The 24,132-nt window shown below is 60.4% G+C and carries 23 protein-coding genes, 2 tRNA genes and 1 riboswitch; of the genes, 22 read left to right on the top strand and 3 right to left on the bottom strand.

Annotated elements, in window-relative coordinates; all coding sequences use genetic code 11:
* Positions 1–829 precede the first annotated feature (829 nt).
* From groES to ACTQ40_RS02365, 11 genes are all read left to right on the top strand, one after another.
* The gene (gene groES, locus ACTQ40_RS02415; RefSeq protein WP_154514813.1) at positions 830–1,123 is read left to right on the top strand and encodes a co-chaperone GroES; all 294 of its coding nucleotides are present in this window, start codon (positions 830–832) and stop codon (positions 1,121–1,123) included.
* Between the two features lie 96 nt (positions 1,124–1,219).
* Positions 1,220–2,857 (top strand): chaperonin GroEL, encoded by a 1,638-nt coding sequence (groL, locus tag ACTQ40_RS02410; RefSeq protein WP_154514811.1) that lies wholly within the window; start codon positions 1,220–1,222, stop codon positions 2,855–2,857.
* 370 nt (positions 2,858–3,227) lie between these two features.
* Positions 3,228–3,420, top strand: a riboswitch (FMN riboswitch).
* A gap of 5 nt (positions 3,421–3,425) precedes the next feature.
* The gene (locus ACTQ40_RS02405) at positions 3,426–4,016 is read left to right on the top strand and encodes an ECF transporter S component (RefSeq protein ID WP_229770605.1); all 591 of its coding nucleotides are present in this window, start codon (positions 3,426–3,428) and stop codon (positions 4,014–4,016) included.
* Positions 4,013–5,917 carry an energy-coupling factor transporter ATPase gene (locus ACTQ40_RS02400; protein ID WP_441563251.1) on the top strand — a complete coding sequence of 635 codons (1,905 nt, stop codon included), beginning with the start codon at positions 4,013–4,015 and terminating at the stop codon, positions 5,915–5,917. Before ACTQ40_RS02405 ends, ACTQ40_RS02400 begins: the two co-directional genes overlap by 4 nt.
* Positions 5,917–6,717: an energy-coupling factor transporter transmembrane component T family protein gene (locus ACTQ40_RS02395; protein ID WP_441563250.1), complete on the top strand. Its 801-nt coding sequence runs from the start codon at positions 5,917–5,919 to the stop codon at positions 6,715–6,717. Before ACTQ40_RS02400 ends, ACTQ40_RS02395 begins: the two co-directional genes overlap by 1 nt.
* 30 nt (positions 6,718–6,747) lie before the next feature.
* Positions 6,748–7,194, top strand: a complete 447-nt coding sequence (locus ACTQ40_RS02390) for a pyridoxamine 5'-phosphate oxidase family protein (RefSeq protein ID WP_441563249.1) — start codon at positions 6,748–6,750, stop codon at positions 7,192–7,194.
* A gap of 54 nt (positions 7,195–7,248) precedes the next feature.
* Positions 7,249–7,659 (top strand): pyridoxamine 5'-phosphate oxidase family protein, encoded by a 411-nt coding sequence (locus ACTQ40_RS02385; RefSeq protein WP_441563248.1) that lies wholly within the window; start codon positions 7,249–7,251, stop codon positions 7,657–7,659.
* Positions 7,660–7,921: 262 nt separating this feature from the next.
* On the top strand, positions 7,922–8,992 hold the full coding sequence (gene argC / locus ACTQ40_RS02380; protein ID WP_441563247.1) for an N-acetyl-gamma-glutamyl-phosphate reductase: 1,071 nt from the start codon (positions 7,922–7,924) through the stop codon (positions 8,990–8,992).
* Positions 8,993–9,126: 134 nt separating this feature from the next.
* On the top strand, positions 9,127–10,395 hold the full coding sequence (argJ, locus tag ACTQ40_RS02375) for a bifunctional glutamate N-acetyltransferase/amino-acid acetyltransferase ArgJ (protein WP_441563246.1): 1,269 nt from the start codon (positions 9,127–9,129) through the stop codon (positions 10,393–10,395).
* Between the two features lie 81 nt (positions 10,396–10,476).
* On the top strand, positions 10,477–11,457 hold the full coding sequence (argB, locus tag ACTQ40_RS02370; protein WP_427718310.1) for an acetylglutamate kinase: 981 nt from the start codon (positions 10,477–10,479) through the stop codon (positions 11,455–11,457).
* A gap of 68 nt (positions 11,458–11,525) precedes the next feature.
* Positions 11,526–12,809: an aminotransferase class III-fold pyridoxal phosphate-dependent enzyme gene (locus ACTQ40_RS02365; RefSeq protein WP_441563245.1), complete on the top strand. Its 1,284-nt coding sequence runs from the start codon at positions 11,526–11,528 to the stop codon at positions 12,807–12,809.
* A gap of 722 nt (positions 12,810–13,531) precedes the next feature.
* On the opposite strand, the gene ACTQ40_RS02360 is transcribed toward ACTQ40_RS02365, so the two are convergent.
* From ACTQ40_RS02360 to ACTQ40_RS02350, 3 genes are all read right to left on the bottom strand, one after another.
* A tRNA-Val gene (locus ACTQ40_RS02360) sits at positions 13,532–13,607 on the bottom strand.
* A gap of 57 nt (positions 13,608–13,664) precedes the next feature.
* Positions 13,665–15,533 (bottom strand): asparagine synthase (glutamine-hydrolyzing), encoded by a 1,869-nt coding sequence (asnB, locus tag ACTQ40_RS02355; RefSeq protein WP_441042422.1) that lies wholly within the window; start codon positions 15,531–15,533, stop codon positions 13,665–13,667.
* A gap of 203 nt (positions 15,534–15,736) precedes the next feature.
* Positions 15,737–15,952 carry a hypothetical protein gene (locus ACTQ40_RS02350; protein WP_441563244.1) on the bottom strand — a complete coding sequence of 72 codons (216 nt, stop codon included), beginning with the start codon at positions 15,950–15,952 and terminating at the stop codon, positions 15,737–15,739.
* 202 nt (positions 15,953–16,154) lie between these two features.
* On the opposite strand from ACTQ40_RS02350, the gene ACTQ40_RS02345 reads away from it, so the two are divergent.
* From ACTQ40_RS02345 to greA, 11 genes are all read left to right on the top strand, one after another.
* Positions 16,155–17,672 (top strand): Mur ligase family protein, encoded by a 1,518-nt coding sequence (locus ACTQ40_RS02345; RefSeq protein WP_441563243.1) that lies wholly within the window; start codon positions 16,155–16,157, stop codon positions 17,670–17,672.
* A 130-nt stretch (positions 17,673–17,802) separates the two neighbouring features.
* Positions 17,803–18,714, top strand: a complete 912-nt coding sequence (locus ACTQ40_RS02340) for an HAD family hydrolase (protein ID WP_427793596.1) — start codon at positions 17,803–17,805, stop codon at positions 18,712–18,714.
* 53 nt (positions 18,715–18,767) lie between these two features.
* Positions 18,768–19,652, top strand: a complete 885-nt coding sequence (murI, locus tag ACTQ40_RS02335) for a glutamate racemase (RefSeq protein ID WP_117769301.1) — start codon at positions 18,768–18,770, stop codon at positions 19,650–19,652.
* A gap of 52 nt (positions 19,653–19,704) precedes the next feature.
* Complete coding sequence (rph, locus tag ACTQ40_RS02330) at positions 19,705–20,430, top strand: ribonuclease PH (RefSeq protein WP_117799672.1); 726 nt, start codon at positions 19,705–19,707, stop codon at positions 20,428–20,430.
* A 142-nt stretch (positions 20,431–20,572) separates the two neighbouring features.
* Positions 20,573–21,214 carry an RdgB/HAM1 family non-canonical purine NTP pyrophosphatase gene (gene rdgB, locus ACTQ40_RS02325; RefSeq protein ID WP_441535958.1) on the top strand — a complete coding sequence of 214 codons (642 nt, stop codon included), beginning with the start codon at positions 20,573–20,575 and terminating at the stop codon, positions 21,212–21,214.
* A gap of 3 nt (positions 21,215–21,217) precedes the next feature.
* On the top strand, positions 21,218–21,664 hold the full coding sequence (dtd, locus tag ACTQ40_RS02320; protein WP_117797049.1) for a D-aminoacyl-tRNA deacylase: 447 nt from the start codon (positions 21,218–21,220) through the stop codon (positions 21,662–21,664).
* A 114-nt stretch (positions 21,665–21,778) separates the two neighbouring features.
* Positions 21,779–22,075 carry a Veg family protein gene (locus tag ACTQ40_RS02315; protein WP_118206416.1) on the top strand — a complete coding sequence of 99 codons (297 nt, stop codon included), beginning with the start codon at positions 21,779–21,781 and terminating at the stop codon, positions 22,073–22,075.
* A 2-nt stretch (positions 22,076–22,077) separates the two neighbouring features.
* The gene (ispE, locus tag ACTQ40_RS02310) at positions 22,078–22,974 is read left to right on the top strand and encodes a 4-(cytidine 5'-diphospho)-2-C-methyl-D-erythritol kinase (protein WP_441535959.1); all 897 of its coding nucleotides are present in this window, start codon (positions 22,078–22,080) and stop codon (positions 22,972–22,974) included.
* A gap of 49 nt (positions 22,975–23,023) precedes the next feature.
* Positions 23,024–23,100, top strand: a tRNA-Pro gene (locus tag ACTQ40_RS02305).
* A 112-nt stretch (positions 23,101–23,212) separates the two neighbouring features.
* Positions 23,213–23,488 carry a twin-arginine translocase TatA/TatE family subunit gene (tatA, locus tag ACTQ40_RS02300; RefSeq protein WP_195838497.1) on the top strand — a complete coding sequence of 92 codons (276 nt, stop codon included), beginning with the start codon at positions 23,213–23,215 and terminating at the stop codon, positions 23,486–23,488.
* A 106-nt stretch (positions 23,489–23,594) separates the two neighbouring features.
* Entirely contained in the window at positions 23,595–24,065 is a 471-nt protein-coding gene (gene greA, locus ACTQ40_RS02295; protein WP_441535960.1) for a transcription elongation factor GreA, read from the top strand.
* The last annotated feature ends 67 nt before the right edge of the window (positions 24,066–24,132 follow it).

Raw genomic sequence — 24,132 nt, 5'->3', positions numbered from 1 at the left:
TATGAGCGTCCCTGCTCTGCCGGATTTGTGCGTGGGGTGGAGGCGCTGCTGCCCCGCGCGTTCAAATTGGACATTTGCAATGCTGTCTCATGGTGTTTTGCATACTTCCCATTACAGATTGCATAAAAAGGTTGGGATGTTCTTTCTGGCCCTGATGTACCCCCGCCTGGGCCGTGCAAAAAACGGAGTATTCAGCACTGCGAGCTCTGCCGGCGCCGTTGCGGTCGGGTAATGTCATGGGGATTGACGTCATTTTGGCGTCCGGGCAGGCACGAGGCATGCCTTTATGCCCTGATGGGGTCTGCCTGCCGACCCAAATCGCCGGTCGAAGGCGTCCTTGGGACCAATAAGATGTGTCTGGCGCGTATACAGCCATCCTGGTCTGCTGAATACTCCCAAAAATGCACGGTGCTCCCCAGGGGACCCGTGCGTGCAGCGAAAGCCATGCCCATGTTCCTATCCGCATCGCCATTTTGCTGCACTGACGTTTCTGAATGCCGCGCCCGAACTAGTTAACTTGGCTCCCGTGTGGCTCCGGAGGGGCGGGGCATAAGGTTTGTCGCGAGTTCCGCACGCAAAGGAAGGCACTTAATGCGCTTTCCGTCTTGCGCAGGACTGTAGAGCAGCAAACTTCATGCCCTCCGGTCCGCCCAAGGAGCCACTTCTAAGTTATCCCCCCGGCATTCAGAAAATCTAAGTGCCAAAAAATAAGATTTTTTGACTCTGTGTTGTATAACCCGCCATTCGTGGGTACCATTCAACGCGTACGCAAACAAATAGGGTTAATTCGCGTGGCATATCCACGCGGCCCAAAAAGGAGGAGACAAGCATGTCGTCTTTGAAGCCGCTTGCAGATCGTGTTCTGGTCAAGCCCGACGAGGCCGAGCAGAAGACCGCTTCTGGTCTGTATATCGCCAGCAACGCTCAGGAGAAGCCGCAGCGCGGCACCGTCATTGCCGTTGGCGCTGGCAAGGTCAACGACAAGGGTGAGCGCATCCCCATGGACGTCAAGGAAGGCGACGTTGTCATCTACGGCAAGTTCGGTGGCAACGAGGTCAAGGTCGACGGCGAGAAGTATCTGCTGATGCGCGCCGACGACATTTACGCCGTCGTAGAGGCCTAGTCTCATCAGGCTCTCTGATTCGTCTTTGAACGCGGTCGCCGCATAGGACTCGGAAGCGGCGACGTGAGTCACATTTCTTTTGGAGGATTACCTACCATGGCAAAGAACATTACGTTCAATACCGATGCCCGCGCTAAGCTCGCCAAGGGCGTCAACACTCTGGCCGATGCCGTTACCGTCACCATGGGCCCCAAGGGTCGCTATGTCGCCCTGCAGCGCACGTTCGGTGCCCCGACCATCACCAACGACGGCGTTTCCGTCGCCAAGGAGATCGAGCTCGAGGACAACATCGAGAACATGGGTGCCCAGCTGGTGAAGGAGGTCGCCACCAAGACCAACGACACCGTGGGTGACGGCACCACCACCGCAACCCTGCTCGCTCAGGCCATCGTTAACGACGGCCTGCGCAACGTCGCCGCTGGCGCCAACCCGCTGGCCATCCGTCGCGGCATCGACAAGGCCGTCAACGCCGCCGTCGCCGAGATGAAGAAGCAGGCCAAGCCGGTCGAGACCAAGGAGCAGATTGCTTCCGTCGGTACCATCTCCGCCGGTGACCCCGAGGTCGGCGAGAAGATCGCCGAGGCCATGGAAGTCGTGGGCAAGGACGGCGTCATCACCGTCGAGGATTCCCAGACGTTCGACATCACCATCGACACCGTCGAGGGCATGCAGTTCGATAAGGGCTACGTCTCCGCTTACTTCGTCACGGACAACGACCGCATGGAGGCCGTGATGAAGGATCCGTACATCCTCATCACCGACCAGAAGATCTCCAGCGTCCAGGACATCATGCCTGTTCTCGAGGCTGTCCAGCGCGCTGGCCGTGGCCTGCTCATCATCGCTGAGGACATCGACGGCGAGGCCCTGCCCACCCTCGTCCTCAACAAGATCCGCGGCGCCCTCAACGTCTGCGCCGTCAAGGCTCCGGGCTACGGCGATCGCCGCAAGCGCATTCTCGAGGACATCGCCGTCCTCACCGGTGGTCAGGCTGCTCTGGACGAGCTGGGCGTGAAGGTCGCTGACATCACCGCCGATATGCTCGGTACCGCTAAGTCCGTCACCATCTCCAAGGACAACACCGTCATCGTCGGCGGCGCTGGCTCCAAGGAGGCCATCGACGCCCGTATTGCTCAGATCAAGGGCGAGATGGAGAACACCACCTCTGACTTCGACCGCGAGAAGCTCCAGGAGCGCCTGGCCAAGCTCTCCGGTGGCGTTGCCGTTATCAAGGTCGGCGCTGCCACCGAGTCCGAGCTCAAGGAGATCAAGCACCGCGTCGAGGACGCCCTGCAGGCAACCCGCGCTGCTGTCGAGGAGGGCATTGTCGCTGGCGGCGGCGTCGCCTTCATGGACGCTGTGCCTGCGCTCGATGCCGTCGAGATCGACGACCCCGAGGAGAAGATCGGCGTCGACATCGTCAAGAAGGCTCTGACCGCTCCGGTCGCAACCATTGCCAAGAACGCTGGCTTTGAGGGCGCTGTCGTGGTCGACAAGGTCGCCGAGCTGCCCGCTGGCCAGGGTCTCAACTCTGCCAGCGGCGAGTGGGGCGACATGATTGAGATGGGCGTCCTCGACCCCGTCAAGGTCAGTCGCGTCACCCTGCAGAACGCTGCTTCTGTCGCCAGCCTGATCCTCATCACCGAGGCCACGGTTTCCGATGTGCCCAAGAACACTCAGCTTGAGGATGCTATCGCTGCTGCTACCGCTGGTCAGCAGGGCGGCGGTATGTACTAAGGCCGACAAGGTCTAGAACTCCCACCGGGAATCCGGGGGCGTGACGGGGTTTCTCTCCGGAACGTCCTCGGACATGCAAAGAGGCTCCGCATCGCGCTTCGCGCTGCGGAGCCTCTTTGCGTCCTGCGGAATGTTCCGGAGAGAAGCCCCGTCACGCCCCCGGATTCCCTACGTTTACGGCCTTGAGGTCGGCTCGCGGAGAAGGACATGGTTGATGGGGGTACGTGTCCCTTTCGCTGTTTCGCGGCTTTGCCGCGAAAAGCGCGTTACTTTGGGGAGGGTGGGGAACGTGGTTGTTGCGGCAACTGATCCCCACCACAAATTACCTTTGGCATACTTGCGCGAAAGCCTGCCCGTGCTAGACTTGGAATTGCTGTTTCAGGGCGGGGTGTAATTCCCCACTGGCGGTAAATCGGACGGTGCCAGAGGGGTGCCGTGGCGCAGGCGAGATACCTGCGTCCGAGCCGATGAGTCCGCGACCCGTACGTGCGTTGGTTCGCATGTCGGCTGAACTGGTGAGATCCCAGTACCAACGGTTAGAGTCCGGATGAAAGAGGCAGGTGATCTTATGTCTGAACAGTCGCAGCATATCCATTTTGAGAACACGAATAGGTGGAGCACCAAACAGCTCGTTACCATGGCGCTGATGTGCGCCTTGGGCGCCCTGTTTATGTACGTGCAGCTGCCCATCCTTCCTTCGGCGCCGTTTTTGACCTACGACCCGTCGCTGGTGCCGGCGATGGTGTGCGGTTTTGCGTATGGTCCCGGCGCCGGTACTGCTGTTGCCGCTATGGCTATCGTTATTCACGCGCTCACCACGGGTGACTGGGTCGGTGCGCTTATGAACCTGGTTGCCACGCTGGGCTACATTCTGCCCGCGGCTATCGTCTACCAGAAGATGCATACCTATAAGGGTGCTGTGATTGGCCTGGTGTTCGGCGTCATTGCCGCTACGGCGCTGTCTATGGTCGCAAACCTTACCATTGGCGTATGGTTCTGGTATGGCTCGGTCGATGCGATCGCTCCGCTCATGGTTCCTGCCGTGCTGCCGTTCAACCTTATCAAGACCGTGCTCAACTCGGTGCTCACGCTTGCAGTGTACAAGGCGGTCTCCAACCTCATCACGCCTAAAAAGAACCAGGTCAAAGGCCGCGCATGATTGATTGTCGAGGCGTTTCCTTTAGCTATGACGGTGTCACGCCGGCGCTCGACGGTATCGATCTGAACATCGAGGATGGCGAGTTTTTCTGCATCCTCGGCGGCAATGGGTCGGGCAAGTCGACGTTTGCCAAGCATCTGAATGCGCTGCTGCAGCCCGATGCAGGAACGGTGCGTATCAACGGCATGGATGCATCCGATCCCGAGTTGGTCTACGACATTCGTTCGACCGCGGGCATGGTGTTCCAGAATCCCGATGATCAGCTGGTGGCAACGCTTGTCGAAGATGACGTTGCGTTTGGTCCCGAAAACCTTGGCGTGCCATCGGCGCAAATTGCGCAGCGCGTACGCGAGGCGCTGAAGGGTGTGGGCCTGGTGGGCTTTGAGCGCCACGAGACCCATGCACTTTCGGGCGGCCAAAAGCAGCGCGTGGCGCTTGCCGGCGTGCTCGCCATGGAACCGCGCGTGCTCATATTGGACGAGGCTTCTTCGATGCTCGATCCGCGTGGACGTAAGGGCCTCATGAAGGTCTGCCGCGCGTTGCACGATCGCGGCATGACCATCGTGATGATTACGCACGTTATGGAAGAGGCCGCCGAGGCCGATCGTGTCGCAGTGTTTCGGGCGGGGCGCGTTGCCATGCTCGGTGCGCCCGAGGAAATCTTGACGCGGGCGGACGAACTTGCCCAGCTCAACCTGGATATGCCGGCGTCGTGCTGTCTAGGTAGGGCACTCCGCGCGAAGGGCGTACCCGTTTGCGCGCAGGTGCGTGAGGCGGATATGGTCGCCGAGATTGCACAGGTTTATGCTGAGCGAAGCGGGGCGGACGTCGCTGGGCGGCCCTCCGCATCCGATTCTCGTGTGCTTGACCATGCATCCTCTGCAGCCGACGGGATGGTCGCGTCGGAACCCGTCATCGAGATTTCGCACCTCTCGCATAGTTACTCGCTGAGCGCCCGCGAGCGCCGCCGATGGCGCAAGCGCTCGACCACTGTGGGCGCATCGGGCAAACAGGCTCTTTGGGGCAACGATCCAAACAGCCCCTGGGCGCTACGTGATGTTTCGCTGACGGTGCGTCGCGGCGAGTTTCTGGGCCTGGCGGGTCATACCGGCTCGGGTAAATCAACGCTGGTTCAGCACCTCAACGGGCTGATTCGTCCACAGGAGGGGAGCGTTTGCGCACTGGGACTCGACCTATCAAGCAAGAAAGGCGCCGCCGCGGTTAAGGCCAAGGTCGGCGTGGTGTTTCAGTATCCTGAGCGCCAGCTATTTGCCGAGACCGTGGCGCAGGACGTGGCGTTTGGCCCGCGCAACCTTGGCCTGCCGCAAGACGAGGTTGTTCGCCGTGTCGCAACATCGCTTGCGCGCGTGGGCCTCGACCTTACTGCGATAGGCGACAAGAGCCCCTTTGAGCTTTCGGGCGGTCAGCAGCGCCGCGTGGCGTTTGCCGGCGTGCTCGCCATGGAGCCCGAGGTCCTGGTGCTCGACGAGCCCATGGCGGGGCTCGATCCGGCTGCGCGCAGGGATTTCCTGGAGCTCATCGATCGGCTCCATCGTGAGGGCCTGACCGTTGTCATGGTTTCGCACAGCATGGATGACCTGGCCAATTGCTGCGACCGTATCGTTGTGATGAACGAGGGCACGGTGTTTGCCGAGGGCACGCCCGCTCAGGTTTTTGCGCATGCGGATGAGCTTAAATCAATCGGCTTGGGTGTTCCCGCTGCGCAGCGCATGGCATTGTCGCTCGTGCAAGCCGGTGTGCCGCTCCGCTGCGACAAGCTTTATACGGTTGAGTCGCTGGCCGACGAGTTGGCCGGCATGCTGCTAGGCTGCGCGGACGGACCTTTGAGGGCGTCGCGTCAGGCTGGTTCCAAGATGGCCACGCAAGAGGAGGGCTGCTAATGGAGGCATTCTCATTTGGCAGCTACTATCCGGGGGAAAGCGCGCTGCATCGTCTGGATCCGCGCACTAAGTTGCTCCTAGGTTTCGCATTTCTGATCACTGCGCTCACCGTCGGCAGCTTCCGCGGGCTGGTTCCGATCGCAATTTTTGTCGTGCTGGTCTATGTCGCGGCCCGGGTTCCGTTGCGTCGGGTCCTATCGTCGATGGCACCACTGCTGGCGATTGTCGTGGTGGTCGCGGTGCTCAACCTGTTTTCCGATCAGGGTGGCCGCATCCTGTGGCAGTTTGGCTTTTTGCAGGTGAGCGAGGGCTCGCTGCGTTCTGCGACGTTTATGGCGTGTCGTCTGACGATGATGATGGCCGGCATGAGCGCCATTACGCTCACCACGCCGACACTCGACCTCACCGCGGGTTTTGAGCGCCTGCTCGCACCATTCGCGCGTGTGGGGCTTCCGGCGCACGAGCTCGGCATGATTATGGGTATCGCACTGCGGTTTATGCCACAATTTGCCACCGAGATGAAACAGACGGCCGATGCACAGGCAAGCCGTGGCGCGCGCGTGACGGGCGGTCCGCTCGGTGGCGTGCGCATGCTCGGCAGTGTGGCGATTCCGCTGTTTACTGGCGTGTTCCGTCATGCCGAGACGCTTTCGGCCGCCATGGATGCGCGCTGCTATCACGGCGAGCGGGGACGCACGCGTCTGCATGCGCTTACGTTTGGCCGCGGGGATGCACTGGCCGCGGTGGCGATGGCGCTGCTGGTGGCATGCGTTGTCGTTATCAATCTTCAACTCGTCTAAGCTCGATTCGAGCGCAAGAAAGGGGTCTCTATGACCGACATCGATCGCACGGCTCAGCTCGAGCGCGTCTGCTCGTATCTCAGACGCATTCCGGCGTGGTATCTTGCCACGACCGATGCAAACGATGGGTATCAGCCCCGCGTGAGGCCGTTTTCGTTTGCCATGGTCGATAACGACAAGCTGTGGTTTTGCACGTCGCGCGACAAGGACGTGTGGGCGGAGTTGAGCAAGAATCCCAAGTTTGAGGTATCGGGCTGGAAGCCGGGGGAGTGCTGGATCGTGTTAACTGGCGAGGCCGCACTCGAGGACGATGCATTCGTGAGTGGCAAGGTGCGCCAGACGGGCTTTAAGCACATGGTGGGCATTGGCGAGCAACACGATAGTGCCAACGATGGCCGCCTTGCGTTCTTCTCGGTCCGCAACATCGCCGCGCGGTTTTGCGATATCGACGGCAGCGAAGAGCTCCTCGAGCTTTAATTTCCCAAATTAGCTGCCCATTCCAAAAAGACTGGTCAGATGACAGGAGGAAACGTGGACGGGTTGAATACGGTGCTGGAGTATCTGACGTCGGTGCCGGCGTGGTACCTAGCGACGAGCGTGGACGGGCAGCCGCATGTGCGTCCGTTCTCGTTTGCTCAGATTCAGGACGGCAAGCTGTGGTTTGTAACGGCGCGCACCAAAGATGTGTGGCAAGAGCTGCTGCAAAACCAGCGCTTTGAGGCCACGAGTTGGTGGCCGGGCCATGGTTGGTTGATCCTGCGCGGACGTGCGGGTCTGGACGACCGGGCTTCGGATGAAATGCGCGAGGCCGGGTGGAAGCATCTTGAGCGCCTGAGCGAGCACTATGAGGGGCCTAACGATCCCACGCTCGTCTTCTTTAGCGTCGAGGACCCCGAGGCTTTTATCTGCAATCACGACGAATGGGTTTCGGTCGAGCTCTAGGCTGCTCTGGGCGACCCTTAAGTTTGGTATTCCGTATAAGGTGGGCTCTGCATTGGCCAGCAGCATGATGCGCTGCGGCTAATGCAGAGCTCGCTTATTTTTGTCAATTCCTTCAAGCGAATGTGTCGGGTATGTTTCAATGCATGAAGACACAAATTATTTGCGTAAATATGCATTCTCTGGTGCTAAAGTTTCAACCTACCTCATAACGACGGCTGCGGAATGCGCAATGACGCATAAGACCGCAGACAAGGAGTCCGATATGTCTTTAAAGGTTGGAATCGTCGGCGCGGCTGGATATGCCGGCGCCGAGCTTATTCGCCTCGTGCTCGGCCATCCCGAGTTTGAACTTGTTGCCATTACGTCCAACGCCGATGCCGGCCAGCTGCTGTCCGCGGTGTATCCGAGCTTTGCTGGCGTGAGCGATCTGGTTTTCACCACGCATGACGCCCCTGAACTCAAGAGCTGCGATGCGGTTTTTCTCGCCGTGCCGCACACGGCTGCCATGGCACAGGTGCCCGCTCTGCTTGCGTCGGGTGTCTCTTGCTTTGATCTTTCGGCCGATTACCGTCTGAGTGACGCGTCTGTCTTTGAGACATGGTATGCCGCCGAGCACACGAGCCCCGAGTTGCTTAAAACACGTGCCTTCGGTCTGCCCGAGTTGTTCTGCCAGGACTTAGAGACCGCTGCATCCAGCCATGCCGCTGGCAGACCCGTGCTGGTCGCCTGCGCCGGTTGCTATCCCACCGCAACGAGTCTTGCTGCCGCGCCTGCCGTGCGTGCGGGCTGGGTGGCCCATAGCGGCCCCGTAGTCGTCGACGCCATCAGTGGCGTGACGGGTGCCGGTAAGTCGTGCAACACCCGCACCCATTTTTGCAGCGCGGACGAGAATCTGGAGGCCTATGGCGTAGGAAAACATCGCCATACGCCAGAAATTGAGCAAATTCTGGGCCTTACCGATCGCGTCGTCTTTACTCCGCACCTGGCACCGCTCAAGCGCGGCCTGCTCTCTACGGTGACGCTGCCGCTCGCAACGCAGGCTCTCGAAGCGCTGACTCTTGAGGATGCCGTCGACCATTACAAGAAGTTCTACGCTGGTCGTACCTTTGTGCGCGTGCTCGATGCCGGCCAGCAGCCCAAGACGGCTTCGGTTGTCGGTACCAATGCCGCCCAGATCGGCCTTGCGCTCAACAAGCGTGCGGGCGTGCTGGTGGCGACGGGCGCCATCGACAATTTGTGCAAGGGTGCTGCGGGCCAGGCGGTCCAGTGCGCCAACATCGTCTTTGGTTTTGACGAGCGACGAGGCTTGCCCACAGTGGCGTGCCCGGTGTAGCACATTCGATTATTAACGATTTGGTAGTCGGGTATCGAGTTTGGCGCCACTTTTAAGCTGGTCTCATGATTGCGGCTGGCATGGCGCACCAACCGATGCCCATTTTTTGTTTGACATAAGGAGTCGTAAAGACGATGAATGCTGAGCAGTTCGATATCAAGATTCGTGCCGTAGAGGGCGGCGTAACGGCGGCAGCCGGCTTTAAGGCGGCGGGCATCCATGCCGGATTCCGCAAGAATCCCGAGCGCCTGGATTACGCGCTCGTTGTGCCCGATAAACCCTGTCCCGGGGCCGGCGTGTTTACGACTAACCGCTTTTGTGCGGCGCCCGTGCAGGTGAGCCGTGCCAACCTGGGCGGTACGGACAAGGGCTATGGCATCATCGCCGGTGTTTCAATCAACTCCGGCAACGCGAACGCCGCCACGGGCGAGACCGGCCTTGCCTGTGCGCGCGAGACGTGCAATATCGCCTCGCAGGTCATTGGCTGTGAACCCCAACAGATTTTAGTTGCCTCCACGGGCGTGATCGGACAGATTCTGCCGATCGACACGTTTGAGACGGCAATTCCGTCCGCCTACGAGGCACTCTCTGCCCATGGCGGCGCCGATGCAGCCCGTGCCATCATGACGACCGATACGCATTCCAAGGAGTATGCCGTGTGTTACCGCAGCGAGGCCGCGGGGCACGCAGGCAATACCTATACGGTGGGCGGCATGTGCAAGGGATCGGGCATGATCATGCCCAATATGGCCACCATGATCGCGGTCATTACTACCGATGCCCCCGTCGAGTCGGCGGCGCTCCACACCCTACTGCTCTCGACCGTTAAACAGACCTTTAATAAAGTGACGGTCGATTCCGATACCTCGACCAACGACACCTGTATCATGCTGGCTTCTGGCGCTGCCGCCGCGGATGCCGAGGCCATCGTCGAGGGCACTGACGCCTTTGACGAGCTGGCCTTTGCCGTGCACGAGGTGTGCGAGAGCCTGGCGCGTAACATCGCGGCCGATGGCGAGGGTGCGTCAAAGCTCGTGACGGTTAACGTCACCGGCGCCGCCAACGACGAGGAAGCCGATATCGCCGCCCGTGCCGTCGCCAACTCGCCGCTCGTCAAGACCTGCATCGCTGGCCACGACTGCAATTGGGGTCGCGTTGCCATGGCGCTCGGCAAGTGCGGCGTAAAGTTTAATCAGGAAGACGTTTCCATCGACATGATGGGCATGCCCGTCTGCCGCGATGGCCTGACTGTTCCTTTTGACGAGGACGAGGCCCTGCGACGTTTTGAGGCGCCCGAGATCGTGATTTCGGCCGACCTGGGCGCAGGCGACGCGGCAACGACCGTGTGGACCTGTGACCTCACGCACGAGTACATCTCAATCAATGGTGACTACCGCTCCTAGACTCCAGGCACGCTGCGCATCTCGCCGCGATTGCGGGCAGCGGAGCACAGCGCGATAACGATACGAAAGACGAGGCAGATTATGAAATTCGCACGCGATTGTCGTTCGAGCGAATCCAACGAAGCAACTGCGCAGCTGCTGTTCGAAGCGCTGCCGTGGATTAAAAACCTGACCGGCAAGACGGTCGTTATCAAGTATGGCGGGGCCGCCATGGTAGACGAGCAACTACGTCGCGACGTGATGAGCGACATCGTTTTGCTCAAGATTATCGGCATGCGCCCCGTCATCGTGCATGGCGGCGGTAAAGCCATCAACGAGGCGCTGAGCCATTACGATATGCCCGTCGAGTTTAAGAACGGTCAGCGCGTGACCACGCCGGCGACCATGGATATCGTGCGCGAGGTGCTGGGCGGCAAGGTTAACCAAGAGCTGGTGGCGGCAATCAACCACCACGGTAACTTGGCCGTGGGCGTATCGGGCAGCGACGCCGGCACGCTCATCGCCGAGCCGCTCGACCCCGAGCTCGGACGCGTGGGCAAAGTGACGCATGTCAACACCGACTACATCGAGAACTTGCTCGATAGCGAGTATATTCCCGTCATCGCTACCGTCGCGGCGGGGGAGGACGGTGGCTTCTTCAATATCAACGCCGACACCGCCGCCGGTGCCGTTGCGGCGGCGCTCCACGCGCACAAGGCGATCTTTTTGACCGACGTCGACGGCCTGTACAAGGACTTTAGCGATAAAGACTCGCTCATCTCCAACCTAACGCTCGACGAGGTTAATGAGATGCTCTACGGTGGCGAGGTCGATAAGGGCATGATTCCCAAACTGCGCGCGGCCGTCGATGCGCTTGTCGGCGGCGTATTTCGCGCTCACATCATTAACGGTACCACGCCGCATTCGCTGCTCCTGGAGCTGCTGACCGATGCCGGCGTCGGCACCGTGATCCACTCTACCGAGACGGCCTACGAATTTGATACGCACCCGCACCCGCTTTCGACCTTTGCGGCGCGCCTGACCGAGAACCTCGACGAGGTCGAGAAGCTCCAGACGGTCTAGCTGGTTAGAAATCGTCACACCGTTACACCCACAGTCCGCGCCACCTGGCGCTTAACGAAAGGCATCTCATGTCACTTGCAGCTCAACAATCGCTCGAATCCCACTACGTTATGCAAACCTTTGGCCGCTCGCCGGTCGAGTTTGTCGAGGGCCACGGCATGAAGCTCACCGGCGACGACGGTCGCGAATATCTCGATTTTCTTGCAGGTATTGGCGTATGCAGCCTAGGCCACGGCAACCCGGCGGTGCTCTCGGCGCTCGAGGCCCAGGCCAAAAAGCTCCTGCATGTCTCCAACTACTTCTACATTGAGCAGCGCGGCCAGGTCGCGGCGTTGCTGTCCAAGCTCGCCAACGACGATGCGGACGGTGCGCGCGTGCTTGCCGACGCGATTGCCGCTGGCGACGAGACCACGGCGGCGGCGCTTGGCGCTCCGGCTGCGGGCGAGCAGGTGTGGGAGACGTTCTTTGCCAATTCCGGCGCCGAGGCCAACGAGGGCTCTATGAAGCTCGCGCGTCTGTATGCCAAACGTGCTGGCAACGGTGGCAACACCATCGTGTGTATGCGCGGCGGATTTCATGGTCGTACGCTCGAGACCATTGCGGCGACCATGCAGGATTGGCTGCAGGACAGTTTCCGCCCGCTGCCGGGTGGCTTTGTGGCATGCACACCCAACGATGTAGATGAACTACACGCAATCTTTAAGCAGTTGGGAAGCGAGATTTGCGCTGTGATGCTCGAGCCGATCCAGGGCGAAAGCGGTGTGCATCCCATGACCGAGGAGTTTATGGCGGCGGCGCGCGACTTGGCACACGAGGTGGGTGCCGTGCTTATCGCCGACGAGGTCCAGTGTGGTATTTTCCGCTCCGGCAAGCCGTTCGCGTTTCAGACTTATGGTGTGGAGCCCGATATCATGAGTCTTGCCAAGGGCATCGCCGACGGCGTGCCCATGGGTGCCGTGGTGGCAAAGAAAGAAATCGCTGACATCTTTAAGCCCGGCGACCATGGTTCGACCTTCGGCGGCAGCTGCTTGGCCATCGCGGCGTGTGCCGCGACGCTCTCCGCGCTTGTGCGCGGTGACTACGCAGAACATGCCGCCAAGGTGGGTGCCTATATGGAGGCAAGGCTCGCCAAGCTGCCGCATGTTACCGAGGTGCGTGGTCGCGGCCTAATGCTCGGCTGCGATTTGGACGATGCTGCGGGTGATGCGCACGACGTTGTGGCTCGCGCATTGGTGGCTGGTGCCGTGATTAACGCTACGGGTGCACATACACTGCGCTTTCTGCCGCCGCTCGTGTGCGAGGAAGCCGACGTGGATGGTCTGATCGAGATCCTGGCGGGTGTTTTAGCTTAGCGCCATCAGACATAGCAGTTTGAAGCGGGTTCCAGACCGTCACGTGCCGTTTGGCGCACGATTGGGCAAACTGGAGCCCGTTTTGCTATCGATTTACCATGGCTGGGATAGGCCGTGTGCAAACAAAAACGGTCCCCTTGCGAGGACCGTTTCCAATTCAGTGGTGGGCGATGAGGGATGTCCGCGTGCGGCTGGCGCCGCCCGCTTCCGCTTCGTCGCTCCGCTCCTCGCGTGCTGCGCTGGAAAACGCTTCGCGTTTCCTCAGCTCCGCACCCTTGCGGGTTCGAATCCCTCTGCACTGGGCCCAAAAGGGAAAGGCCCCCATCGCTGGGAGCCTTTTCAATCAAGTGGTGGGCGATGAGGGATGTCCGCGTGCGGCTGGCGCCGCCCGCGCCCCGCTTCGTCGCTCCGCTCCTCGCGTGCTGCGCTGGAAAACGCTTCGCGTTTCCTCAGCTCCGCACCCTTGCGGGTTCGAATCCCTCTGCACTGGGCCCAAAAGGGAAAGGCCCCCATCGCTGGGAGCCTTTTCAATCAAGTGGTGGGCGATGAGGGATGTCCGCGTGCGGCTGGCGCCGCCCGCGCCCCGCTTCGTCGCTCCGCTCCTCGCGTGCTGCGCTGGAAAACGCTTCGCGTTTCCTCAGCTCCGCACCCTTGCGGGTTCGAATCCCATGCACCGGGCGCAAACAAAAACGGTCCCCTTGCGAGGACCGTTTCCAATTCAGTGGTGGGCGATGAGGGATTCGAACCCCCAGCCTTGTGCGTGTAAAGCACCTGCGCTAACCGTTGCGCCAATCGCCCGCGGGAATTGAGTATAGCGGAAACCCTGCGGGGTTCACCGCTAATTCATAACGAAATCTAAGCGGCGACTTCGGTGCCCTTGTTCTCGTCGATAAAGAAGCGCTTGTACCAAATGAGGAACGTCAGCGTGGTATAGATCTTGCGCTGGTTGAGCGCGCGGCCCTCAAAGTGATCGTCGAGCAGCTTCATGAGCGCATCGGTGTCAAAGAAATCGGCAGCCCACGGTGCGGTGAAGTACTCCTTGACGTAGTCGTAGTATTTCTGCTCGCGCAGCCAGAACTTAACTGGTACCGGGAAGCCAACCTTCTTGCGTGTTGCCCACTCATCGGGCAGCGTGCGATTGGCGGCGTGGCGCAGGACAAGCTTGCAGCCCTCTTCGTTGACACGGTAGTTGGCGGGAATATGCTCGGCGAACTCCATGACCTTTTTGTCCAGGAACGGAACGCGGAGCTCCAGGGAGTGCGCCATGCACATCTTGTCTGCCTTGAGCAGAATGTCGCCCGGAAGCCACATGTTCATATCCAGGTATTGCTTCTTAGAGAGCTCGCAGCAGTCGGGGACCTGCTTGTAGTACTCTGCGCACATTTCGGAGGCGTTCTTGCCGGTGTCGTAAGCTGGCTTGAGAACCTCGTCAACCTCGGACGGGTCGAACACCTTTGCCTGGCCCACGTACCAGCGCTCGGGGACCTCGGCGCACTTGGTCAGGAAGTTGTGACCCTTAAAGTAGGGGAGATGCTGAACGAGCGAGCCCAGGGCACGGCGCACGCCGAGCGGCACGCGCTTCTTGAAGGATCGCATCTCGGGGGTGTCCTCGTACCACTCGTAGCCGGCAAACAGCTCGTCGGCGCCCTCGCCCGAAAGGACGACGGTTACTTCCTCGGCGGCCATCTGTGCCAGATAGTACAGCGGCACGCTGGAGAGGTTCGATTGTGGCTCGTCCATGTGGTACTGGATATCGGGTAGCGCGTCGAAGAACTCGTCGGCGGTGATCATCTTGCGCACGTTCTTAATGCCAAGCTTGTCGGAAAGCTCGGCGGCATAGTTGGTCTCGTTGAAGTTCTTGTAGTCAAAGCCGACGGAATACGTGGTGTCGGGCATGAGGCAGGCGGCAATGTAGCTGGAGTCGACGCCGCCGGAGAGGAATGAGCCAACTTTAACATCGGCGATGCGGTGCGCGGCAACGCTCTCGTGCACGACCTTGTCGCACTCGTCCACGTACTCCTCGAAGCTCTTGGAGTTGTCATCGGTAAAGTCGCAGCTCCAGTAGCGCTTGATGTCCATAGTGTTGGTCGTAAGGTCGTACGTAAAGCAATGCGCGGGGGCAAGCTTGAACACGCCCTTAAAGAACGTCTCCTCCGTGGCAGGGAACTGCAGCGTGAGGTAAGGACGCAGCGCGTCGCGGTTGACGGCCTTCTCAAACTTGGGGTGGTCCAGGAAGCTCTTGATCTCGGAGCCAAACAGCAGCGAGCCGTCGGAGGCCCGGTAGTAATAGAACGGCTTGATGCCAAAGATGTCACGGGCGCCGAAGAGCTTATTCCTGTTCTGGTCGTGAATCACGAACGCATACATGCCGCGCAGGCGGTTGACTAGGTCCTCGCCCCACTCCTCGTAGCCGTGCACCAGGACCTCGGTGTCGGCGTTGCAGTGGAAGACGTAGCCGGCAGCCTCGAGCTCGGCGCGAAGCTCCTGGAAGTTGTAGATCTCGCCGTTGAAGACGATGGTGACCTTGCCGTCATCGCTCGACATGGGCTGAGCGCCAGCCTCGGAAAGGTCGAGAATCGAAAGACGGCGGAAGCCGAGGGCGACGTTATCGACGATGTGCTGGCCACCCATATCCGGCCCACGATGGATGATGCGATTCATCATGGCCGTGAGAACCAGCTCACTCTGTTCATCTGTACCGGTAAAACCGACAAAACCGCACATGCAAGATCCTTTCTGCTGACGGCTTAGGTGCGCTGCCGCAAGGTTTGCAGCAGTCGATATCAATCAATCCTTACTATCATGCCAATCTTTTGCTTCGTGATGGGGCATAAGCGCCGAGGGGACCGAAAAACCACGGCCCGCACGTTGGGTGAAGCGGCGGGCCGTGACTGCGACGATTACTGTGTGCGAGAGCGCGAGAGGGGCTAGCGCTTGCCGCGCTTGGCAAGGCGGTGCTCTACCTTGGCGACGACGTGGATGAGCGGAACCGTCACAACCAGATAGTAGGGTGCGGCGCAAATGTAGGGTGTGATGTTGCCCGTGGTGGTCGTGAGGTTTTTGGAGAACAGCATGAGTTCCATGACGCCGACGCTCGAAAGCAGCGACGTGTCCTTGTAGAACATGACAAACTCACTGGCCATCCCCGCATCGCGCGCATTTGTAGGGCGGGGGTTTTGTTATTTCGAATTAACCGTGCGCTGGTCCTTGCAAGTTTTTAGGGTGCTGAGACACTCGCAAGGTCAGGTGGCATATTAGGATGGTTGATAATACAGGGGCGCGACCGGATTCATCTGGGACGGTTTTTGCTCTTTTAAGGTTAGGTTTAGCGAGAAAGGTCGTTATATGTCGGGTACGACGAAGGAGAAGCTGGCTTTGATGCGCTATGTGGAGCTGCTCGAGGCCGAGGCCCTTGTTGTTTCCAAGCCGGATACTCTTTGCGACCAGCGCATCGAGTTTGCGACCGACGACTCGCGCCAGGTACGTCCGGGCACATTGTTTGTCTGCAAGGGCCGTGCGTTCAAGCCCGAGTATCTGGTCTCGGCGATTGCCGAAGGCGCCGTGGCGTACGTGTCCGAGGTTGATTACGACGTCGATATTCCCGCTGTGATCGTCAACGATATCCGCCGCACGCTCGCTGTGGTGGCGGACGCCTATTACGGTCATCCCTCGGGCAAGGTGAAGGTCTGCGCTTTTACGGGCACCAAGGGCAAGTCGACCTGCAGCTTTTATCTGCGTGGCATTCTTGCCAACGAGGCTAAGCTCACGGGCCGTCATCGACCAGCCCTCAACACGGGTATCGAGTTCGATGACGGTATCGAGGCCGGTCCTTCTAAGCTAACGACCCCCGAGTCCTTCCTTTTGCAGTCGCGTATCGCACATGCCGCCGAGGCGGGCGCTCCGTGGCTGGTCATGGAGGCGTCGAGCCAGGGCCTCAAATACGAGCGTACGGGCAAGATTGACTTTGAAGTGGGCGCCTTTACCAATATCGGTGAGGACCATATCTCGCCGATCGAGCACCCCACGCTCGAGGATTACTTTGCCAGCAAGCTCAAGATTTTTTCGCAGAGCCGCTTTGCCGTGGTCAACCTCGATATGGACCACGTCGACCGCGTGCTCGAGGCGGCGTCCCGCTGCGAGCGCACGGTGACGTTCTCGCTGACCGATGGACGCGCCGACGTGCGTGCGTTGGCCATTCGCAACGGCGATTGCGGCGTGATCGCCACGGTCCGCACGCCGCGCTTTACGCGTGACATCGTGATCCCCACGCCCGTCAAGTTCAACGTGTCCAATGCGCTTGCCGCGATTGCCTGCGCCGAGGCCCTCGGCATTTCCGAAGAGGGCATCGTCCATGGCTTTGAGGGCGTCTTTGTTCCCGGTCGCATGGAGCTCTATCCGTCTGCATCGGGCAAGATTTTGGGCGTCGTTGACTATGCGCACAACGGCATGAGCCTCGAGACGCTTTTGCGCGACCTGCGCGAGAACTATCCCGAGCGCGAGCTGGCGGTTGTCTTTGGTGCAACGGGAGGCAAGGGTGTCGATCGCCGTACTACGATGGGTGTCGCTGCCGGCAAGTACGCCGATCGCATCGTGATTACCGAGGATGACCCGGGCCCCGAGGACGTCGAGGACATCTGCGCCGAGATTGCGCGCAATGTCCAGGCGCAGGGAAACGATAACTGGCAGATCGTGTGCGACCGCGCCGCCGCTATCGAGACGGCCGTGCGCGAGACCGACCGCCCCGCTGTGGTTATCGTGACCGGCAAGGGCGAGGAGGAGTGCATGCTGCGCAAGAACGGACCCGAGCCCTGCGAGCGTGATGGCTCGGTTCTCAAACGTATCCTTGCGGCGTACGACGCCTAAGCGCCGCTGCCTTTAGGATGGCGTTTGTGGATCCTCGACGCCCGATGATGCCGTGTCTCTCAAGCGTGTTCACCTTAGGGAAAACGCGGTACCAAGATTAAGTCTTTTCTACGTAATAAATGGAGTGACCATGTCCCACAACACCCTGCCGACCGTTGCCGAGCTTTCGGGCGAGATGCGCGAGCGCCTTGCCAAGGTCAAGTACGTCTTTACCGATCTGGACGCCACGATGCTCGCGCCCGGCTCGTGCGTGCTGCGCGACAACGACGGCAATCCCTCGACCAAGCTCGTCGAGGCCGTCGTGGCGCTTGCCCGCGCTGGCATCCAGGTAATTCCCACCTCGGGTCGCAACCGCACCATGATCCACGAAGATGCCCGCGTGCTCGGCCTCAACTCCTACATTGGCGAGATGGGTGGCCTGGTCATGTACGACCTCAAGGCCAACGACTGGGAGTATCTGACCGGCGACATGCCTTACGACCCCGCCTGCGGCCTTACGCCGCACCAGGTGATTGAGCAGACCGGCGTGTGCGAGAAGATTCTCGCTCGCTGGCCGCACAAGATCGAGTACCACAACGACATGTCGACTGGCTATAAGTACCGCGAGGTCACCGTCGGCATGCGCGGCGATATTCCCGATGACGAGGCGCAGGCCATCCTCGACGAGGCCGGCTGCGGTCTGGTCTGGGCCTGCAACGGCCACTTGACTCATCTGTCCAAGCCGACGACCCTCGAGCTCGATCGCGTCGAGGACGGTCGTGCCTTTAACATCAATCCGTCGGGTCTCGACAAGGGCGTGGCGGTCGCGCGTTTCTGCGAGCATCTGGGCATCGAGCGCGACGAGACGCTGGCACTCGGCGATTCCGAGTCTGATTTCTACATGGCCGACCACGTGGGCACGTTCTGCCTGGTCGAGAACGGTCTGACCAGCGCCGGCGCGTCCGAGTTTCTTGCGTCCTGCGATAACGCCTTTGTCACGCGCGGCAGGATCGTTGACGGCTGGGCGGCGACGGCGGAGCTGCTCGTCGCGGCCCGTTCATAGCGCAGTGCCGTTACGCTTGGCCATATCTTTTCGAGAGAGAATCTGGTGAGGTAATGTCCGATATCGAGAATCTGGCCGGTGATACGCGCCCCATCGGCGTGTTCGACTCGGGTCTGGGCGGCTTGACGGTTGCGCGCGCGATTGCGACGGCGCTTCCGCACGAGTCCGTCTACTACTTTGGCGATACCAAGCGCTGCCCTTACGGCACCCGCACCGAGGACGAGGTACGCTCGTTTGCGCTACAGGCGGGGCGCTGGCTTTCGAGACACGACGTCAAGATCATGGTCATCGCCTGCAATACGGCGACGGCAGCGGCGCTTCGCCTGGCTCAGCAGGTGCTCGATGTCCCCGTGATTGGCGTAATCGCGCCGGGCGCGCGTGCCGCCATCAACAGCACCCGCACGCGCCGTGTGGGCGTGCTCGCCACCAACCTCACCATCCGCTCGGGCGCCTACACGCGCGCCATCCAGGACTTGGATGCCGGCGTGGACGTGTATGGCTGCCCTGCCTCGAGCTTTGTCGAGGTTGTCGAGCACGAGCTCGCCTCGGGCGCGCACCTGCAGGAGCAGTGGCTCGAGAACGAGGATATTTTTGATACGCCAGCCGTTCGCGCGCTGGTCAACGCCACTGTCGAGCCACTGCACGATCGTGGCATCGATACCGTGGTGCTCGGCTGTACGCACTTTCCGCTGCTGGTGGGCCCCATCCGTCATGCGTTGGGGCCCGGGGTGCGCGTGGTGAGCTCCGCCGAGGAGACCACCCGCGAGCTGACCGATATCCTCACGCGCCGTGAGCAGCTGGCGGGCAACACCGCCGAGCCGCAGCATCGCTTTGCCACCACGTCCGACAACATTGCCGAGTTTGCGGTGGCGGGCAGCTTTATCTTTGGCCAGCCGCTCAAAAGCATCGAGCATGTCGATATCGACGAACTCGGTTAGGCACGCAATGTCGCCGGAGTCTTCGCCACTCTTTTGCCGAAAGGATAGTTCCATGGAATATATGCAGGTCAACCGCGCCAACGGCCGCGCCGCAAACGAGCTGCGTCCCGTTAAGCTCACCCGCGGCGTCATGAAGCACGCCCACGGCTCGTGCCTGGCAGAGTTTGGCGACACGCGCGTGCTGTGCGCCGCCACCATCGAGGAGGGCGTTCCGGGCTGGCGCAAGGGCGCTAAGGCCGGTTGGGTAACGGCGGAATATGCGATGCTGCCGGCGTCGACCGGCAAGCGCTGCAAGCGCGAACATGCCAACCGCAAGGGCCGTTCCATGGAGATCGAGCGCTTGATCGGCCGCAGCCTGCGCACCGTCGTCAATATGAAGGCGCTCGGCGAGTACACCGTTACCGTTGACTGCGATGTGATCCAGGCCGATGGCGGCACGCGTACGGCGAGCATCACCGGCGCCTGGGTGGCGCTGCACGACGCCCTTGCCATGTGGGTCGAGGCGGGCAAGCTCGAGCGCATTCCGCTTACCGGTCAGGTTGCCGCTATTTCCATGGGCGTCGTCGACGGCAACACCCTGCTCGACTTGGATTATTCCGAGGACAGCCACGCCGAGGTCGACATGAACCTCGTCGCCACCGACTCCGGCGAGATGATCGAGCTCCAGGGTACCGGCGAGCAGGCGCCCTTCGACCGCAAGCGTCTCAACGCCCTGCTCGATCTGGGCGACAAGGGCATCGCCGAGCTCATCGAGCTTCAGCGTCAAGCCCTCGCCTAACCTGCCAAAAGGGGATGTTGATTTTGGCAGGTTTAATCTGCGAAAACGCCGAAGTATAAGACTGCCGTTGATTGAGAGGGGAGAGGCCGAGGCCCTCGTCGTCCTCTACACGGCATTGCTATAAGAGACAAGGAGGCCAGCTATGGCACTTGAGAAGATTGACATCGACACCCTCGACCCGGCGGCGACCATTGTTGTGGCCACGGGTAACGCCCATAAGCTCACCGAGATCGAGGCCATTTTGGGCACGGTCATGCCCGAGGTGCGCTTTGTGGCGCTCGGCCAGCTGGGCGATTTTGAGGACCCCGAGGAAAACGGCACGACGTTTTTGGAGAACGCCATCATCAAGGCGCAGGCTGCGGTCGAGGAGACGGGCCTTATGGCCATCGCCGACGATTCCGGCTTGGTCGTAGACGCGCTGGACGGTGAGCCGGGTGTGTATAGCGCGCGTTATGCGGGCGTACACGGCGATGATGCCGCCAACAATGCCAAGCTTCTCGTTAATCTGGAAGGCGTGGCAGACGAGGATCGCACCGCACGCTTTATGAGCGTCGTTGCGCTCATCGACCAAGACGGCCTGGTCACCTATGGCGAGGGTGCCTGCGAGGGCGTTATCGCACACGAGGGCCGCGGCGACCACGGCTTTGGCTACGACCCGCTGTTCCTGCCGGTCGATACGCCGGGCAAGACTATGGCCGAGCTCACAGCGGACGAGAAGAACGCCATCAGCCATCGTTTCCATGCACTCGAGCACCTGTCCGCCAAACTCACGGGCGAGGAGTAGGCCGTGCGTGCGGTGGTGCAGCGCGTGCTCAACGCCGGTGTGACGGTCGACGGCGAGTGCGTGGGCCGCATTGGGCGCGGCTATCTGGTATTGCTGGGTGTGGGCCATGGCGATACGCGTGCCGAGGCCGATAAACTATGGGGCAAGCTCCGCGGGCTGCGTATCAACGAGGACGAGAACGGCAAGACTAACTTGGCGCTTGCCGATGTCGACGGCGAGGTGCTCGTGGTGTCGCAGTTTACGCTGTTTGCCGATTGCCGCCACGGCCGTCGTCCGTCGTTTACGGATGCTGGCGCGCCCGATGTCGCCAACGAGCTTTATGAGTACTTTCTGACGCTCGTCGCCCAGGACGTCGACCACGTGGCGCACGGCATCTTTGGCGCCGACATGAAAGTCGACCTGGTCAACGACGGCCCGTTCACCATTGTCCTCGATACCGACAATCTGTAAGTAGCCTAATTAGCTACTTGCGTGGGGTTGTAACAGGGTGCTATAGTATTAGAGTTTTGTCTATCTTAGGGGTATTATCCCCTTTTTGAATTGCACCTTCTGGAGGCCCTGTTCATGGAAGAGATGGAAGTCAATTACGTCGACGACATCCACGAGAAGCTGACCGATATGGTGGGCGATCGCGTCAAGGTGAAGGCCAACATGGGCCGTACCCGCGTTGTCGAGCGCATGGGTACCATCAAGAGCGTCCACCCGGCTGTCTTTATCGTCGAGGTTGACGAGCGCCGCGGCCGCAAGTCGCGTCAGTCCTACCAGTACATCGACGTCCTTACCGGTCAGGTTGAACTGTTCGACCCCGAGAGCGGCGAGCACATCTTTACTCCGCTCGGCAACCAGCTCGAGGAGCATTAACGGTGACCGATCGGTCCCTCATCCTTACTGCGCCGGCAAAGATTAACCTCTACCTGGGGGTTCATACCGAGCGCGATACCCGCGGCTACCACAAAGTCGATTCCCTGATGGCAGCTGTCGGCCTAGCCGATACCGTGACGGTCACGCCGGCGCAGGCGTTGACCGTCCAGACGGTTCCGGCATCAGATTTTCCCATGCAAAAGAATACTGCCTACCGCACCGCCGTCGCCATGGCCGATCATTTCGGGCGCGAGGCAAACGTGTGCGTGACGATTGAGAAGCGCATCCCGCTGTGCGCCGGCCTGGGCGGCCCCTCGACGGATGCCGCGGCGGTTATCGTTGCCCTGGCTGAGCTGTGGGGCATCGACCGCACTGATCCTGCGCTGGACGAGATTGCGCGTGGCATCGGCGCCGACGTGCCGTTCTTTTTGCATGCGAGCCCCGCATTCTACGTGGGTGGGGGAGACGTTCTGGCAACTGAGTACCCCGCGCTTCCTGTGACGCCCGTTGTGCTGGTCAAGCCGCGGGAGGCGAGCGTTTCGACAATTGAGGCCTATCGACGTTTTGACGAGGCCCCGGTGCCCGCGACTGCGCCCGGTGCCATTGCATCGGCTCTTAGCGTGAGTGATGCGAAGATGGCGTATTCGCTCATCCATAACAACTTGGGCGTCATTTCTGCTTTGATGGAGCCGCAGATCCAGGCGGTTCTCGACTGGCTGAGCGAACAGGAGGGAACCGTTGCCGTGGACGTGTGCGGGTCGGGTGCCTGCTCGTTTGCCATTTGCGACACCGCCGCCACGGCCGAAAGGCTTGCCGGGGCTGCCCAGCAAAATGGCTGGTGGTCCTGCGCGACTGAGCTTATTCCCAACACGGTTCAAATCGACGCGCCAAAGAAATAAAAATTTCTCTAGCACGTGGCGAAAAACTTTGTTACTATAGTCGAGCTAACGGGTTGTGGCTCAGTTTGGTAGAGCACTGCGTTCGGGACGCAGGGGTCGCTGGTTCAAATCCAGTCAACCCGACCAGAGCATGAGAAGGGACCGCTTCTTGCGGTCCCTTTTTTTAGCTATTGTTGTGATACCGCGATACCCGCGGTATACTCATTCGAGCTTGTCTCGCTGTTTTGTGGAGGTCTACATGTTTGGACTGAGGGCTCCTGAGCTCATCATTATTCTCGTCGTTGTCCTGATTATCTTCGGGCCCAAGAACCTGCCGAAGCTCGGCAAGTCCCTCGGCTCTACCGTCAAGAATATCCGCGAGGGTATGGAGGGCGACGATAAGGACGAGACCAAGCAGGCCGAGGACGTTGTGGTCGAGGAGTCCGAGGAGGACAAGAAGATCGCAGAGCTCGAGGCCCAGCTCGCCGCCGCCAAGAAAAAGAAGGCAGAGGACGGCGACGCGGACGCAGAGTAGTCCCATCCCTTTGGGGTGAGCACCTGACCGGCTTGCCCGCAGGCTAGCCGGTCTTTTTCGTTATGTTGACAGTTGATTGTTACATCATAGTTGGGGAGATATCCGTATGGACGCAAGCCAGATCGTACTGACCGCTGAGGGCCGCCAGAAGCTCGTCGAGGAGCTCGCTTGGCGTGAGGGCGATTACGCCAAGGAGATCGTCGAGGACATCAAGGAAGCCCGCGCGTTTGGCGACCTTTCGGAGAACTCCGAGTACGATGCCGCCAAGGACAAGCAGGCTCAGAATGCTGCTCGCATTGCCGAGATTCAGGCTATTCTCGCCAACGCTCAGGTTGCTGCCACCACGGGCGATCTGACCGTCTCCATCGGTTCCACCGTTTCGCTGATTGATCCCAACGGTGAGGTCATGGAAGTCACGCTCGTCGGTACCACCGAGACCAACTCGCTCGAGCACAAGATCTCCAACGAGTCCCCGGTCGGCCACGCCATCATCGGCCACGGCGAGGGCGACTCCGTCGAGGTCGTTACGCCTTCCGGCAAGACTCGCGTCTACACCATCGCCAAGATCACACGCTAGACCACGGTCCCGCGTAAAGGTATGTTTTCGCTCCCTGGGACCGAATCCTGGGGAGCGTTTTAGTTTG

This window comes from Collinsella sp. Sow4_D11 (genome assembly GCF_052116465.1).
Classification (GTDB): domain Bacteria; phylum Actinomycetota; class Coriobacteriia; order Coriobacteriales; family Coriobacteriaceae; genus Collinsella.
The sequence above is the reverse complement of the archived record's forward strand: the minus strand, read 5'-3'. Positions and strand labels throughout refer to the sequence as shown.

Coding starts and splice junctions, on each gene's coding strand:
- groES (WP_154514813.1), top strand. CDS start 830: ATGTCGTCTTTGAAGCCGCTTGCAGATCGTGTTCTGGTCAAGCCCGAC.
- groL (WP_154514811.1), top strand. CDS start 1,220: ATGGCAAAGAACATTACGTTCAATACCGATGCCCGCGCTAAGCTCGCC.
- ACTQ40_RS02405 (WP_229770605.1), top strand. CDS start 3,426: ATGTCTGAACAGTCGCAGCATATCCATTTTGAGAACACGAATAGGTGG.
- ACTQ40_RS02400 (WP_441563251.1), top strand. CDS start 4,013: ATGATTGATTGTCGAGGCGTTTCCTTTAGCTATGACGGTGTCACGCCG.
- ACTQ40_RS02395 (WP_441563250.1), top strand. CDS start 5,917: ATGGAGGCATTCTCATTTGGCAGCTACTATCCGGGGGAAAGCGCGCTG.
- ACTQ40_RS02390 (WP_441563249.1), top strand. CDS start 6,748: ATGACCGACATCGATCGCACGGCTCAGCTCGAGCGCGTCTGCTCGTAT.
- argC (WP_441563247.1), top strand. CDS start 7,922: ATGTCTTTAAAGGTTGGAATCGTCGGCGCGGCTGGATATGCCGGCGCC.
- argJ (WP_441563246.1), top strand. CDS start 9,127: ATGAATGCTGAGCAGTTCGATATCAAGATTCGTGCCGTAGAGGGCGGC.
- argB (WP_427718310.1), top strand. CDS start 10,477: ATGAAATTCGCACGCGATTGTCGTTCGAGCGAATCCAACGAAGCAACT.
- ACTQ40_RS02365 (WP_441563245.1), top strand. CDS start 11,526: ATGTCACTTGCAGCTCAACAATCGCTCGAATCCCACTACGTTATGCAA.
- asnB (WP_441042422.1), bottom strand. CDS start 15,533: ATGTGCGGTTTTGTCGGTTTTACCGGTACAGATGAACAGAGTGAGCTG.
- ACTQ40_RS02350 (WP_441563244.1), bottom strand. CDS start 15,952: ATGGCCAGTGAGTTTGTCATGTTCTACAAGGACACGTCGCTGCTTTCG.
- ACTQ40_RS02345 (WP_441563243.1), top strand. CDS start 16,155: ATGTCGGGTACGACGAAGGAGAAGCTGGCTTTGATGCGCTATGTGGAG.
- ACTQ40_RS02340 (WP_427793596.1), top strand. CDS start 17,803: ATGTCCCACAACACCCTGCCGACCGTTGCCGAGCTTTCGGGCGAGATG.
- murI (WP_117769301.1), top strand. CDS start 18,768: ATGTCCGATATCGAGAATCTGGCCGGTGATACGCGCCCCATCGGCGTG.
- rph (WP_117799672.1), top strand. CDS start 19,705: ATGGAATATATGCAGGTCAACCGCGCCAACGGCCGCGCCGCAAACGAG.
- rdgB (WP_441535958.1), top strand. CDS start 20,573: ATGGCACTTGAGAAGATTGACATCGACACCCTCGACCCGGCGGCGACC.
- ACTQ40_RS02315 (WP_118206416.1), top strand. CDS start 21,779: ATGGAAGAGATGGAAGTCAATTACGTCGACGACATCCACGAGAAGCTG.
- tatA (WP_195838497.1), top strand. CDS start 23,213: ATGTTTGGACTGAGGGCTCCTGAGCTCATCATTATTCTCGTCGTTGTC.
- greA (WP_441535960.1), top strand. CDS start 23,595: ATGGACGCAAGCCAGATCGTACTGACCGCTGAGGGCCGCCAGAAGCTC.